Annotated in this window: 14 protein-coding genes; 7 read left to right on the forward strand and 7 right to left on the reverse strand. The window is 67.6% G+C overall.

Annotated features, from left to right (window positions below; genetic code table 11):
- The first annotated feature begins 391 nt into the window (after positions 1-391).
- Together C5E41_RS27130 and htpG are read left to right on the forward strand one after the other, a co-directional pair.
- Complete coding sequence (locus tag C5E41_RS27130; protein ID WP_104378620.1) at positions 392-2,062, forward strand: TM0106 family RecB-like putative nuclease; 1,671 nt, start codon at positions 392-394, stop codon at positions 2,060-2,062.
- Positions 2,059-4,071, forward strand: coding sequence for a molecular chaperone HtpG (htpG, locus tag C5E41_RS27135; protein WP_104378577.1), 2,013 nt, complete (start codon positions 2,059-2,061; stop codon positions 4,069-4,071). The genes C5E41_RS27130 and htpG overlap by 4 nt, the downstream gene beginning before the upstream one ends.
- Before the next feature lie 211 nt (positions 4,072-4,282).
- On the opposite strand, the gene C5E41_RS27140 is transcribed toward htpG, so the two are convergent.
- A complete protein-coding gene (locus C5E41_RS27140) occupies positions 4,283-5,050 on the reverse strand; it encodes an SDR family NAD(P)-dependent oxidoreductase (protein ID WP_030516743.1) in 768 nt (255 codons plus the stop codon).
- A gap of 186 nt (positions 5,051-5,236) precedes the next feature.
- Between C5E41_RS27140 and C5E41_RS27145 the strand changes: the two genes are divergently transcribed.
- Positions 5,237-6,004, forward strand: coding sequence for a TetR/AcrR family transcriptional regulator (locus C5E41_RS27145; RefSeq protein WP_104378578.1), 768 nt, complete (start codon positions 5,237-5,239; stop codon positions 6,002-6,004).
- Between the two features lie 18 nt (positions 6,005-6,022).
- Here C5E41_RS27145 and C5E41_RS27150 read toward each other — a convergent pair whose 3' ends face one another.
- Positions 6,023-6,460 (reverse strand): VOC family protein, encoded by a 438-nt coding sequence (locus C5E41_RS27150; protein WP_104378579.1) that lies wholly within the window; start codon positions 6,458-6,460, stop codon positions 6,023-6,025.
- Positions 6,460-7,029: a DinB family protein gene (locus C5E41_RS27155; RefSeq protein WP_104378580.1), complete on the reverse strand. Its 570-nt coding sequence runs from the start codon at positions 7,027-7,029 to the stop codon at positions 6,460-6,462. The genes C5E41_RS27150 and C5E41_RS27155 overlap by 1 nt, the downstream gene beginning before the upstream one ends.
- A gap of 61 nt (positions 7,030-7,090) precedes the next feature.
- On the opposite strand from C5E41_RS27155, the gene C5E41_RS27160 reads away from it, so the two are divergent.
- A complete protein-coding gene (locus C5E41_RS27160; protein ID WP_104378581.1) occupies positions 7,091-8,080 on the forward strand; it encodes a helix-turn-helix transcriptional regulator in 990 nt (329 codons plus the stop codon).
- On the opposite strand, the gene C5E41_RS27165 is transcribed toward C5E41_RS27160, so the two are convergent.
- The 4 genes from C5E41_RS27165 to C5E41_RS27180 form a co-directional block, all read right to left on the reverse strand.
- Positions 8,063-8,779: a TMEM165/GDT1 family protein gene (locus C5E41_RS27165; protein WP_104378621.1), complete on the reverse strand. Its 717-nt coding sequence runs from the start codon at positions 8,777-8,779 to the stop codon at positions 8,063-8,065. The genes C5E41_RS27160 and C5E41_RS27165 overlap by 18 nt on opposite strands.
- 355 nt (positions 8,780-9,134) lie before the next feature.
- Positions 9,135-9,662, reverse strand: a complete 528-nt coding sequence (locus tag C5E41_RS27170) for a peptidase (protein WP_104378582.1) — start codon at positions 9,660-9,662, stop codon at positions 9,135-9,137.
- A 215-nt stretch (positions 9,663-9,877) separates the two neighbouring features.
- Positions 9,878-10,501, reverse strand: a complete 624-nt coding sequence (locus C5E41_RS27175; protein ID WP_104378583.1) for a superoxide dismutase — start codon at positions 10,499-10,501, stop codon at positions 9,878-9,880.
- 261 nt (positions 10,502-10,762) lie between these two features.
- The gene (locus C5E41_RS27180) at positions 10,763-11,377 is read right to left on the reverse strand and encodes a hypothetical protein (protein WP_104378584.1); all 615 of its coding nucleotides are present in this window, start codon (positions 11,375-11,377) and stop codon (positions 10,763-10,765) included.
- A gap of 448 nt (positions 11,378-11,825) precedes the next feature.
- Here C5E41_RS27180 and C5E41_RS27185 point away from each other — a divergent pair, with 448 nt between their 5' ends.
- From C5E41_RS27185 to C5E41_RS27195, 3 genes are all read left to right on the forward strand, one after another.
- Positions 11,826-12,209 (forward strand): rhodanese-like domain-containing protein, encoded by a 384-nt coding sequence (locus C5E41_RS27185; protein ID WP_258081287.1) that lies wholly within the window; start codon positions 11,826-11,828, stop codon positions 12,207-12,209.
- A 75-nt stretch (positions 12,210-12,284) separates the two neighbouring features.
- Positions 12,285-13,397 carry a DUF4328 domain-containing protein gene (locus C5E41_RS27190; RefSeq protein WP_258081288.1) on the forward strand — a complete coding sequence of 371 codons (1,113 nt, stop codon included), beginning with the start codon at positions 12,285-12,287 and terminating at the stop codon, positions 13,395-13,397.
- Positions 13,394-14,161, forward strand: coding sequence for a glycerophosphodiester phosphodiesterase (locus C5E41_RS27195; RefSeq protein WP_104378586.1), 768 nt, complete (start codon positions 13,394-13,396; stop codon positions 14,159-14,161). The genes C5E41_RS27190 and C5E41_RS27195 overlap by 4 nt, the downstream gene beginning before the upstream one ends.
- Positions 14,162-14,218: the final 57 nt, after the last annotated feature.

A 14,218-nucleotide genomic window follows, 5' to 3' on the forward strand; every position in this document is an offset into this window, starting at 1 on the left:
CGAAGTTCCGTCATGCTGATATACCCACATGCCACACGGTTTGCGCCAACTGTAGCGGGATGCGGACCCGAGGGCGCCGCCGCGGCGGCCGGTCCGCGGTTCGGTTGCGTGGCGATCCGAGCCCGGGCCGCGCGAGTGCCGAGGTAGCGGCCCGCGTACACCCGGCACGCAGGCGGTTCGCGGGAGTGTCGGAGGTAGGGACCATACTGCTTACGTGTATTCGGGCAGCGGCGACCGGGACGGTCGCGAGGAAGACGGCGGAGGCGACGAGCGGCGGGCTGCTGCTCGCCGAACCGTCGTAGTGCCCGCCGAAGTGGAACGGGCGCAGCAGGTTTCGGTTGATACGGCGAATATCTCGGCACCCGCCGAGGCCGGCGAGAATCCGCCGCGAATCGCCTACGTCGACGCGCGCGCACTGGTCGGATGCCGGCATCGGCTGCATCTGGACGCCACCCATCCGGAACGGCTGCTCGGGGTGCCCGAGGACGCGGGGGTCAAACAGCGCCGTGACGCCGCCACCGCGCATCGCTCGAAGGTCCGCGACACACTCGTCGCCGCCGATCCGCAGGCGTGGGTGATCATCGATCCGGACCAGCACGCGAGCGGCCGCGCCGAGGCCACGCTGCGCGCGTGTTCGGAAGGAGCGCAGCGCATTTGGGGTGCGTTGCTGCCGCAGGAGTCCGATACCGGCCGTCGCGGCGGCTGCGAGATCCTGCTGCGCGACACCGATCGGGGCGGCTATATCCCGATCATCGTGGTCAACCACAAGGTGACCGATCCGCGCCAGCCCGATCCGGCCGATTTCCACCCCACCACCTCCGGCCTGTACCACTGGGATCCGCGCCCCGACCGGCACGTCCGAGTCCGCACCCAACCGCGAGACCAGCAGCGGCTGGCCCATCTCTACCGGATGTTGCAGCGGCACGGGCTGGCCAGTCCCGCCCTGGTCGGCGGGGCGATCGGCTATCACTTCGACCGGATCCTGGTGCACGATCTGGGCCCGGTGCTCGACGAGTACGACCGGCGTTACGCCGACCGCATCGCGGTGGTGCGCGGGGAGCTGCCGACCGTGCCGTCGAAGGTGCCGGAATGCCGGCAGTGCCCGTGGTGGACCCGGGCGCCGATCGTCGAGCGAACGGGTATCACCGAACCGCCCGCGGTGAGCTGTGAGGGCTGGCTGGCGGCCCATCGCGACGTCAGCCTCGTCGCACCCGGTTCCCGCGCCGAACTGCTGCGCCGCCACGGCGTGCAGACCATCGACGACCTGGCCGAGTGGAGCGCGGACGAACCCGAGGACTGGCAGTACGAGCCGTTCGCCGAGACCGTGGTGACCGCGCGCGCCTGGATCTCGGGCGCGCCGCTGGTTCGCCGCGTGGATCGGGTGCGGGTCACCCGGGCCGACGTCGAGGTCGACGTCGACCTGGAGAGCTACCAGGAATACGGCGCCTACCTGTGGGGCACCCTGCTCGACGGTGTGTATCGCCCCTTCTTCACCTGGGACCCGCTGCCGACCGCCGACGAGGCCCGCTCGTTCGCCGAATTCTGGACCTGGTTGATGGCGGTACGCGCCGACGCGGCCGCGGCGGGTAAGACGTTCGCCGCCTACTGCTACTCACGCACCGCCGAGGACAAGTGGCTCTACGAATCGGCGCGCCGCTTCGCCGGACGGCCCGGGGTTCCCACCGAGGACGAGATCCGCGCCTTCGTCGACAGCCCGCAGTGGGTGGATATGTTCCAGGCGGTGTCGGAGCAGTTCATCTGCCCGAACGGCAAGGGACTCAAGAAGATCGCTCCGGTCGCCGGATTCGGCTGGCGCGACCCCGAGGCCGGCGGCGAGGCGTCGATGAGCTGGTATCGCCTGGCGGTCGGCTACGACGGTGCGCCCGATCTGTCGCAGCGCACCCGGCTGCTGGAATACAACGAGGACGATGTGCGCGCGACTCAGGTGCTGCGGGAATGGATGGCGCCCGCGCAACCCCGCGCGCACAGCGCCGATGCCGAGGTTCCCGCGATGACCGACTTTCGCGAGCCACCCGCGATCCGTCGTAATATCTGCACGTGACCGATAACGTCGAACAACTGGAGTTTCAGGCCGAGACCCATCAGCTTCTGGAACTGATGATCCACTCGGTCTACTCGAACAAGGACACTTTCCTGCGGGAATTGATCTCGAACGCCTCCGACGCGCTGGACAAGCTGCGGCTCGAGTCGTTCCGGGACAAGGATCTCGAGGTCGACACCTCGGATCTGCATATCGAACTCGAGGTCGACAAGGACGCCCGGGTGCTGACCGTCCGCGACAACGGCATCGGCATGTCGCGCGCCGAGGTGGTCGATCTCATCGGCACCCTGGCCAAGTCCGGCACCGCCGAACTGCGGCGCCAGCTGTTGGAAATGAAAGGAGCCGCCGCCGATTCTTCGGGTCGCTCCGCAGGCTCCGCTCCCGCGGACCTCATCGGCCAGTTCGGTATCGGCTTCTACTCGACGTTCATGGTGGCCGACAAGGTCACGCTGACCACCCGCCGCGCGGGTGAGTCCGAGGGCACCCGCTGGGAGTCCACGGCCGGCAGCTCGACCTACACCATCGAAACCCTCGACGACGCGCCTCAGGGCACCGCGGTCTCGCTGCACCTGAAGTCCGCCGACGAGGACGATCACCTCTTCGATTACACGCAGGAGTGGAAGCTCCGCGAGATCGTCAAGAAGTACTCGGACTTCATCTCCTGGCCCATTCGAATGCAAGTGGAGCGCACCGTCACCGAGGGTGAGGGCGAGGAGAAGACCGAGAAGACGATCCTCGAGGACCAGACGCTCAATTCGCAGAAGGCGCTGTGGACGCGCCCGCGCAGCGACGTCTCCGACGAGGAGTACAAGGAGTTCTACAAGCACGTCTCGCACGCCTGGGACGACCCGTTGGAGGTCATTCCGCTCAAGGCCGAGGGCACGTTCGAATATCAGGCGCTGCTGTTCATCCCGTCGCACGCGCCGTTCGATCTGTTCATGCGCGAGCACAAGCGCGGAGTGCAGTTGTACGTGCGCCGCGTGTTCATCATGGACAACTGCGAAGAGCTGATGCCGGAGTATCTGCGCTTCGTCAAGGGCGTGGTGGATGCGCAGGATCTGTCGCTCAACGTCTCGCGCGAGATTCTGCAGCAGGACCGGCAGATCCAGATGATCCGCAAGCGCCTGGTGCGCAAGGTGCTGTCGACGATCAAGGATCTGCAGAGCGCCGAATCGGCCGAATCCGGCGACGGCGATGCCGCGAAAGAGTCGAAGTACCAGACCTTCTGGAACGAATTCGGCCGAGTTCTCAAGGAGGGCCTGCTCTCCGACTTCGACAACCGCGAAACCATCCTGCAGGTCTCGTCTTTCGCCTCGACGCACTCGGATTCCGAGCCCACCACGCTCGCGCAGTACGTGGAGCGCATGGCCGAGGGCCAGGACAAGATCTACTACATGACCGGCGAATCCCGGCAGCAGATCGAGAATTCGCCGCATATGGAGGCATTCAAGGCCAAGGGCCTCGAGGTGCTGATCCTGACCGATCCGGTCGACGAAATGTGGGTCGGCTCGGTGCCGGACTTCGACGGCAAGCCGTTCCAGTCGATCGCCAAGGGCGAGGTCGATCTGGAGACCGAGGAGGAGAAGAAGGCCTCCGAACAGCTGCGTGAGCAGCAGGAGAAGGATTTCGGCGATGTGCTGAAGTGGCTGCAGGAGACGCTGAGCGACAGCGTCAAGGAGGTCCGCCTGTCCTCCCGCCTGACCACCTCTCCGGCTTGTGTCGTCGGCGATGTCTTCGACTTCACCCCGCAGCTCGAGCGCATGTACCGCGCGTCCGGCCAGGCCCTCCCGGAATCCAAGCGCATTCTGGAACTCAACCCGGACCACCCGCTGGTCACCGGGCTGCGCGATGCGTACTCCGCGAGCAAGGACACGGCCGAGAAGTCCGAAGAATTGGCCGCTACCGCCGAATTGCTCTATGGCACAGCGATTCTCGCCGAAGGCGGCGAATTGAAGGATCCGGCCCACTTCGCCCAACTGCTGGCGGACCGGCTCACGCAGACCGTCTGACCGCACCGCCGGAAGTAAGGTAAGGCTCGCCCGGAAGCCCGTGCGAGCTTACCTTTTTCGGCGCCTGAGCCATGCGAATCGGACGAGTTCGCCTCGTTCGGACCGCGCGCCCGAAGGCCGTGCCGGGCGCGGCGCAGTGTCCTACCGGGACCGGGCCCGAGTCCTGGTGTCGGGCTGGGGGGTGTGGGGGCGAAGCCCCCACGACCCAGTGTCAGCGCGGCGCCATGCGCAGCGCACCGTCCATGCGGAAGGTCTCGCCGTTCAGGTAGTCGTGCTCGGTGATGTACTGCGCGAGCTGGGCGTACTCGTCCGGACGGCCCAGGCGCGACGGGAAGGGCACACCGGCCTCGAGGCCCTTGCGGTACTCCTCGGTGACGCCGGCCAGCATCGGGGTGTCGATGATGCCGGGAGCGATGGTGTTGACGCGAATGCCGAATTGGGCCAGGTCGCGCGCGGCCGGAACGGTCATGCCGGCGACGCCGCCCTTGGAGGCGGAGTAGGCGATCTGGCCGATCTGCCCCTCGAACGCCGCCACCGACGCGGTGTTGATTACGACGCCGCGCTGGCCGTACTCGTCGACCGGCTCGGTCTTGGAGATGGCGTCGGCGGCCAGGCGCATCACGTTGAAGGTGCCCAGCAGATTCACGGTGATCACCGTCCGGAACAGCTCGAGATCGTGCGGGCCGTTCTTGGACAGGATGCGTCCCGCCCAGCCCACACCGGCGCAGTTGACCACGATGCGCGGCGGCACACCGGATTCGACGACCTTCGCCACCGCGGCGGCGACCTCGTCGTTGCTGGTCACGTCGGTCGGGATCAGGGTGACACCGGCGGGGACGCTGTCGCCGGCCCGTTCGATCGACTGAGCCAGATCGAGACCGAATACGGTCGCACCCTGGTCGGCGAAGCGTTTTGCGGTCGCGGCGCCCAGACCGGACGCAGCTCCGGTGATGATCGCGGCGGAGCCCGAAATCTCCACGGTGTTTGGTCCTCTCGTTAGTGACGGCCCGATGGGTACTGGCCTTCCGTCAACAGCACCATATCGGGCGTGGGTGCCGTCACAGCCGGGGGTGCGCCGCGTGCGGAGCCGGCACCGCGCAGAATGGAAGACAACCAGCTAGTTTCGTTTGCGAACCGGTACGCGATCTATCGATGGAGTAGTCACATGACCGCCTCGGCCCCCGCGGACCGTCGGCTACCTCGGGGCCGGCACGGAATCCCGCGGGAAACGGTCGTCCAGGACCAGCGCGACCGAATCCTCGCGGCGATGGCGGATGCGATGGCCGCGCACGGCTATGTGGGCACATCGGTCGCGGCGGTGCTCAAGCGAGCGGGTGTGTCGCGGGAGACCTTCTACGAGCAGTTCCGCTCGAAAGAGGATTGTTTCGAAGCGGCCTACGAGCGCGCGGTGGAACTGCTGATCGCGCGCATCCAGGACGTGCTGCCGCCGGTGTCGGATCGGTCCGCCGGGACCGGCACTGACGGCCGCGAATCGGTACCAGATCCTGCGCGCGAGCCCGATTCGCGGCCCGATGGCCCGGCCGACCCGCCGATCGGCGCCTTGCTCGACGCCTACCTCGACGGTCTGGCCTCCGAACCGGCCTACGCGCGCCTGTTCCTCGTCGAGGTCTACGCCGCTGGGCCCAAGGCGATCGCACGGCGCGCGGAACTGCAGGAATCGTTCGTCTCGCTCGTCGCCGACATTCTCGATGCCCGCACCGATCAGCAGCGCTTCGCGTGCCGCACCATGGTGGCCGCACTCAGCGCCATGGTGACCACCCACGTGGCGGCCGATGATCTGGACGGGCTGCGTGAGTTGCGCGAGCCCATGCTCGAGCTGGTCCGCCGCAGCGGCGATCTGTTCGGCGGCGTGCCCGCCGACCCCGGTGCCCTCGGTCGCACAGATCCGCGGCAGCATTTCGATCCCTGGTAACCACCACGGGATGCCGACTCAGTCGAGGCAGAATTCGTTGCCCTCCGGATCGGCCATCACGATATGCCCGTTGCCCAGCGGGGGAGCCGGTTCGTGACGCTGCCGCCTGGTCGCGCCGCGGGATACGAGCCGCTCGGCCTCGGCCTCCAAGGCCGCCATCCGTTCGTCGCCGCGCAGGCCCGGGGCCGCCCGCACATCCAGATGTACGCGGTTCTTGGCCTGTTTGCCCTCGGGCACCCGCTGGAAGAACAGCCGCGGACCGGCACCTTCGGGATCGATCAGCGCCGAAGCGTCGTTGCGTCGTTCGGGCGGCACGTTCATGGCCGCCAGCGCCTCGTCCCAGGTCCGGAATCCGGGCGGTGGATCCTGTAGCCGGTAGCCGAGGGCGTCGGCCCAGAACGCGGCCAATGCCGCGGGATCGCCGCAGTCGAAGGTGATCTGGACATCGCGGGCCATCAGCTCGCCTCCTGTCGGTTCCGGTGCAGGTAGAGGTCGCGCAGCAGGCAGACCTCCGCCAGGTGGTGGATCAGTTCGCGATTGATGTGCAAAACCAGTGCCGAGAGCGGGAATTCGGCATAGGGCCCCTCGGCCGTACCGCACGGACGGTCGAGGCCGTCTTCGCCCAGCGATTCGATGCCGCCCAGCCAGGTGTCATATTCCGAATCGAGTTGGGCCAGTGCGTCGTTCGCGGTCTCGGCGTATTCGAACGAATAGTAGTCGGTGGCCGCGCGCCCGAAATGCGCGGCGTTGCGCACGGCGAGTACGCCGACGATCACATGGCCGAGCCGCCAGGCGATCGTCGTGAACGGCGCGGGTTCCGGCGGCGGGAAGGCGAAGTCGATGGTCATCGCGCCGGAACCACCTTGGATCGGTGCACCGCCGTCGCCGCGCGGGTGCAGGTTCCAGCAGCCGGGCACGGGCTCCCAGCTGTACTCGTCGTCGGTGAGCCCGTCGAGCCGAGGCCGGAGCTGGTGGGTCCAGTGCCAGTCGATCTGCTCGCGCAGCAGGTTGTTCCAGTCGGTCATGGGCACAGCTTCGCGCGAATAGCGGACAGTTTCCTTCCGCGATCTGTGCCACGATGAGCGAATGACCGCCGAGGCGACCACCGAACGGGTGTTGCGGCTGCTGGCCCTGCTGCAACGCCGGCCGTCCTGGACGGCCACCGAACTGGCCGCCGAGCTGGGCGTCACCGATCGTTCGGTGCGTCGCGACGTCGAGCGTCTGCGCGCGATCGGTTATCCCGTCCAGGCCACGGCCGGTGTCGGCGGGGGATATCAACTCGGCGCGGGTACGCGGCTGCCGCCGTTGCTGCTCGATGACGAGGAGGCCATCGCCACCGCGGTGTCGCTGCGTCTGGCCACCGGAGGAACTGTCGCCGGCGCGGGCGAGGCGGCGCTGCGGGCACTGACGAAGCTCGATCAGGTGATGCCGCCCAGATTGCGGGCCGAGGTGCGGGCGGTCCACGACGCGACCGAGACCATGGCCGGTCCGGGAATCGAGATCGACGCCGAATTGCTGCTGACCCTCGCCCGCGCCTGCCGCGACGCCGTCCGGGTCCGCTTCCACTATGCCGGCCGCAACGGGACCGCCGGCGAACGCACCGTCGAACCGGTCCGCATGGTCACCACCGGCCGGCGCTGGTATCTGATGGCCCGCGATGTCGACCGCGACGACTGGCGCACCTTCCGACTCGACCGCATGCGCGAGGTGCGGGCCACGACCTGGCGTTTCCGCCCGCGCGACCATCCGGACCCGGTCGGCTACGTGCAGCGATCGGTGGCCGAGGCGCCGTACCGACACCTCGCCAGAATCCGCGTGCACGCCGACTCCGCCCGGGTGCGCGACCTGATTCCGCCCCAGGTCGGCCGCGTCGAAGACGATCGCGACGGCTGGTCGGTACTGATGGTGGCCGGCGACGACCTCGACTGGCTCGCGGTCCGCATCGTTCGCCTGGGTTTCGAGGTCGATGTCCTGGAGCCGCCGGAACTGCGCGAGGCCGCGGCCCGTCTGGCCCGCGATTTGTCGGCGGTAGCCGAACCGGGCCGGGTTGCCGGCCGCTCAGCGTCCGTGCAGTGAATGCGGTTCCGCCGGCTCCTCGTCGTGCCGATTCGGGCGCCCGAGCAGGCCCCACAGCGCACCGCCGAGCAGCGGCACCACCGCCGCGAGCGAGTATTCGCCGAGTCTGCCCAGCTCCGGTGCTATCGCGCCGAGCAGGGTAGCGGCACCGATGTAGAGGAACAGTAGGCCGGAAGCGACGGCGACCGCTCGTTCCGGGATGTGCTTGCCGACCGTGATGCCGATAGCGATGGCGAGACCGCCGGCGGCGACCATGCCCGCGACCGAACCCGCCCAGACGGCCACCCAGTTGTGATTGGAGGCCAGGGCGATGGTGGCGAACATGGTTCGGTCGCCGAGTTCGGCGAGCAGGAACGACGAGATCACGATGAGGAAGGCGCGGCCGGGGGAGGCGGGGCCGGTGGTCTCTGGTTCGTCGGGATCGGGTTCCTCGTGCCGGGCCGCCCACAGCGTCCACACGCCGACCGCCAGCAGGATGATGCCGGTGCAGAGTGCGATGAATTCGGTGGGCAGGGCCGCTCCGAGGAAATGTCCGACGCCGACGGCGATCACATTCACCAGCACGCTCGCGACGGTGATACCGCCCAGCACGATCCACCAGCGGTAGCGCAGAGCGAAGGTCAAGGCCATCAGCTGCGATTTGTCGCCGAGTTCGGCGACGAAGAGCACGCCGAAGCTCAGTAGTATCGCGGCGATCATCATCGGCTCCCAGGTCTCCGGCGTGTCGGCCGAAGACGGGCGCCCTCAGCCGAGACGCCGCATGAACGGTCTGTCGTCGGCCGAAGGTCTCGCCCACCGGAAAACCGGTTCGGATGGCCGGATCCGCCCAGCGGATCAGTATGTCGACCATGCGATTGCGGGCTACTCCCCTTCGCTGTCTGTCAGCCTACCCTTACCCCTACCCGGCTGCCAACTCTCTGTTTCCGAAATCGCAATGCGCGCAATAAGTTTGGCGATGCGGCCGAAAAGTTTCGGGTACCCGTCGAAGGGATTTCGCCGGGGCTGGGCACCTCGTTCGGACCGCCGTGTCACGGGTATCGAGGCGTCGTGGACCTCAGGCGGCGAGCAGCATGGCCAGCACCGCGGTATCGGGATCCGAGATCGGGTCCACGCCCACGCGGCTGACCATGGAGGTGACCGTGCCGTCGAGTTCGGCCTCCACCCACGCCGCCCGGTGCGCCAGCCCCAGATGCGGAATGCCCGGCAGGAGAACGCATCCCGACGCGGCGCCGACACATTCGGGCAGCGACGGATTCGTCTCCGAGGGCGGATGCAACATCATCAGCGCGGGCGGTACATGATCGGCGAAGCGCCCCGGCTCGATCGCTTCCTCGCCCAATACCGGCCCCTCGGCAACCACCAGTCCGACGGTGCCGGGATGCGGGTCGTCGGGCAGTTCTTCGCGCGCTCCGAAGACCGTCGTGGTGGTCAGCAGGCCGGGCAGGCTCGCCACCCGTACCGCGAGCGCCAGCAGTTGCGCCCATTCCTTGGTCGTATCGGGCCAGCGCCCGGAGATCACGAAGCCACGCAGCAGGCCGCGGGCCTGGAACGGCGTGACCCCAACCGGATTGTTCGTACGCATCGGATGCCTCCCGAACTGTCAACGGGGGCGGCTCCGCGGTGAGCGAGCCCGTCCTCGGCCTATCGTGCGATAGGAGTACCCGAGAATGACTCGAACAATGTCTGGCACACAAGTACCAGAGAGTGCTAAATCGCAGGTAACACGGTCGAAACACGGCCCTCGACGCAACTCAGGCCATACCGGGACGGTATGGCCTGAGTTGACGGAGAGGCGTATCAGCCGAAGATGAGGCCCTTGCCCTGAGTGACGGCCTTGGCGAAGCGCTCCTGCACGTCGGCCCAGTTGACGACGTTCCAGAACGCCTTCACATAGTCGGCCTTGACGTTCTTGTACTGCAGGTAGAAGGCGTGCTCCCACATGTCGACCTGCAGCAGCGGAATGATGCCGAGCGGCACGTTGGCCTGCTGGTCGTACAGCTGGAAGGTCAGCAGCTTCTGGCCCAGGGTGTCGTAACCCAGCACGGCCCAGCCCGAACCCTGCAGGCCGTTGGCGGCAGCGGTGAACTGCGCGCGGAACTTGTCGAACGATCCGAACTGGTCGTCGATCGCGGCGGCCAGGTCCCCGACCGGCTTGTCGCCGCCGTTGGGGGACAGGTTCTTCCACCAGATCGAGTGGTTCACGTGACCACCGAGGTGGAAGGCCAGGTTCTTCTCGTGCAGGAAGATCGCGCCGTGGTCCTCGGCCTCGCGCGCGGCTTCCAGCTTCTCGAGCGCGGTGTTGACGCCGGCGACGTATGCGGCGTGATGCTTCGAGTGGTGAATCTCGTTGATCTGCCCGGAGATGTGAGGCTCCAAGGCGCCGTAGTCGTAATCCAGATCTGGCAGCGTGTACTCAGCCACGATGTCCCTTCCTCATGATGTCGGCGCGTGTACCCGGTCTTGTCGAGCACACCAACCTTCATTCGTACACCCGCTCGATGCAACCGGGTCCGGTCCACCCTAGATTCCCACGGCCCGAAATCGACTGCGCGGCCAGGATCGAGGGCGCATGCCCGAGATATGCCCCGGTTCGGAGATTTATTCACGCTGAACGCATGTCGGCGCCCATGTCGCGCGGATCGGCGATACCGGGTTCCGCCACTTCGGCGGCGCGATCCGTGCCTACATCGGCGGTGCGACGTCGGGCAGCATGGTGCGCGGATCGCACGAGTCGTGCGCCTTCCACCAGCGCCGCGCGCCGGCCACGAATTCGTCGAGACCGAGCAGACTTCCGTCGGCGGTCTCGATGGTGACGTCCTCGAACCAGACCCGCACATCCAGTTCGCGGGGATCGGTTCCCTCCTGCTGGGAGAACTCCAGGACGTGGGCAGGGGTCCGATCGCTGATCGTGGTGTCGAAGCTCAGCAGCTCGCGCCACAGCGCCCAGCCGCTGTCGTCGACGTCGATGAAATCCCAGCCGTGCAGGGCGCCGCCGCCGAATCCGGCAATGGCATCCCCGAGGGTGTCGAGGGTGAGGGGGAAGATGTGCGGTTCCAGATCGTCCCAGCGCTGCTGGCGCAGGGATGCCGCGACTCGGCTGACCCCGGACAGGGTGAGCGACACCCGGCCGTCGGCGGGCTGACCGTTAACGGGGAGGGTGAGCACCTCCAAGTCGATTCGAAGTCGTGCGTCCGCAGCGTCGACCACGAGTCCGAGGCAGGTCGCCTCGGCGAGTGCGGTGTTGAGCCCGGCCGTATCCAATTCCAACGTGTCGAGTAACGCCCTGCTCGCGTCCATAGCGTCAGGCTACCGATTGCCCGCCGTCAAGCTCGGTATTTCGGTTTCTCGCTAGTGTTGTCGTTTTTTTGCCGAAGGGAGGGAACCGATCGGTCAGACCGCCCGTCCAAGTATGTGTCGGGTTCTCGTAGCGGCCGGTGACACGCCGTTGACCAGCGCAGAGGCCCGCAGGCGGCGGCGGGGGCCGCTCCGGGACGAGGAGGGGAGTCCCGGAGCGGCCCCCGGTTCCGTTTTCCCGAATCGGTTGATGCGAACCGACCGGTCTCGCAAGTCGCAACCTGTGGATGAGGTTGTGGATTATGTGGATAACTGGGGTGAGATATACACAGGTCAGTTTGCCCCGGGTGTGCGGCACGATATCGACGGCTGGAACAAACCTGGAGTTCACCCAGGCGATCGACTGCCGGGTCTCCCCGCCGATCCGGGGGACATGGCAGGATCGTCAATTGTGACGAGCTCCGAAATCCCCTCGGTGCCGGTCCAGGATCTGCCTGCCGAATTCGACGCCGCACCGTCGGCGGGTGCCGGATCCGGCGCCGGCACCCGGTCCGCGATCCTGCTCGATGTCCGCGAGGACGACGAATGGCAGCTCGGCCACGCGCCGGCCGCGCTGCACATTCCAATGGTCGACGTGCCCGCACGCCTGGACGAACTGGACTACGACGCCGAGATCTACGTGGTCTGCCGGCACGGCGGGCGCTCGATCGAGGTCGCCAAGTATCTGGCGTACGCGGGCTTCGAGGTCTACCAGGTCGTCGGCGGCATGGTCGCCTGGCAGCAGGCCGGCCGCCCACTGAGCGCCTCGGGCGATCACCAGGCGAAAATCTACTGACGAGCCGTCGAACACCACGAACGCAACCGCACACCCGATGATGAAGGTCGACTGGATGGAAGGGGGAGCAGCCCGGTGAGTACGGTCGTGCAACCCTGCGCCCGGTGCGGCGCCCGCTGGGCGGTGCACGGCACCCCGATGCACTGGTGCCCGCGCTGTCGCGGTGTGCTGCTGTCACCGGCGCCCGTCGACGCGCCTCCGGAACGGCGTAACTACCGCTGGGTGGCCCGCCCACCGGGGCGGAGCCCGCGGGGCGAACGTCCGCGTCCGGCCTCGGTGATCGATCCGGCCACCCCGCGCTACACCGAGATTCCGCGCTGGGGACTGCAGGACCGGCCACCGCACATCGCCGCCACGCCGCAGAACCGGGTCCAGGCCGTCCTGCACTGGCTGACCGAACGCGTCGCCGGTCTGCTGCCGGCCACCGTCATCCTGTTCGGACTCTCGGCGGTCGCCGAATTCGGCCGCTATCTGATTCTGCTGCGCAACCGCACCCGGCTGATCCAGCCGCTGCTGCTGTTCTTCTCCGACCTCACCGTCTACGCGACCTCGGTCGCCGCGCTGATCTGCGCGCTGGTCACCGCGGTGGGCCTGATCGGCTGGCTGGTCCGCGCGCGCCGCAGCGCCTATGCCGACAACGGCCGCCGCGATCCCCGCTCCCTGCGGGCGCTGCTGTGCGGGGGGCTCATTCCGGTGGTCAATCTGGTCTGGCCGGGCGTTTTCCTCACCGAACTGGTCCGTCAGCTGGGTGGTGATCAGCGCACGCTGCGCGCGGTGCGGGTCTGGTGGTGTGTCTGGGTTCTCAACGGTGTGATGGTGATTGCCTCGCTGTTCTGGCGCACGGCCGATACGCTGCAGGGCCAAGCCGACGGTGTGATCTTCACGGTCTACACCGATCTGGTCGCGGTCGCGGCGGCGGTGCTGTCGCTGTGGGTGCTGCGGATGTGCGAGGGTCGTGATCTGCGCGGCCGGATCCGGATGCCCAAGCGCTGGTTGCCCGCGACGGGTCCTGCGGTGCCGGTGATCGAGCCCGTCCATCCGGTCGCGGCGGCGGAAACCGGCAAGCGGGCGGCCGGCGACCACATCGAAGTACCGAACACCGAAGCCGAGCACACCGAAGCCGAGCACACCGAAGCGGAGCACACCGAAGCGGAGCGCGTCGAACAGGAGGAGGTCATGGCCAAGTGAGCCAGGGCAATCGCGCACCGTTCGTGGTCGCGCACCGGGGTGCGTCGGGGACCCGTCCCGAACACACCCTCGCGGCCTACGAGCTGGCATTGGAGGAGGGCGCCGACGGTGTCGAATGCGATGTCCGGCTGACCCGTGACGGTCACCTGGTCTGTGTGCACGACCGCACCGTGGACCGCACCTCGTCCGGCACCGGCCTGGTCAGCGAGATGACCCTCGACGAGTTGCGTGAACTCGACTTCGGCGGTGACGGCAACCCCGCACCCGTGCTGACGCTGAGCGAGCTGATCACGCTGGTACTGGATTGGCGTAGCCGGCCGACCAAACTGTTCATCGAGACCAAACATCCGGTCCGCTACGGCGCGCTGGTGGAGAACAAGGTGCTGGCCGAATTACAGCGCTTCGGCATCGCCACACCGGCCTCGGCCGACCATTCCCGGGCGGTCGTGATGTCGTTCGCCGCCACCGCGGTTTGGCGCATCCGCCGCGCCGCGCCGCTGCTGCCGACCGTGCTGCTCGGCGAATCCTCGCGTTACCTGGGCGGCAGCGCCGCCACGACGGTGGGTGCCACCGCGGTCGGCCCGTCGGTGAAAACCCTGCGCGAACATCCCGAATTGGTCGACAAGGCCGCGGCCGCCGGCCGCGCCACCTACTGCTGGACCGTCGACGATCCCCAGGATGTCGAATTGTGCGCGGAGCTGGGCGTCAGCTGGGTCGCGACCAACCACCCCGGCCGGACCAAAACCGTGCTGGACGGTATCTGATCCACCCGGGCGGCACCGGCGGCCGACTCGATACGTCCCGCGCGGCGGATTCGGTGC

The organism is Nocardia nova, assembly GCF_002933465.1.
GTDB classification, from domain to species: domain Bacteria; phylum Actinomycetota; class Actinomycetes; order Mycobacteriales; family Mycobacteriaceae; genus Nocardia; species Nocardia nova_B.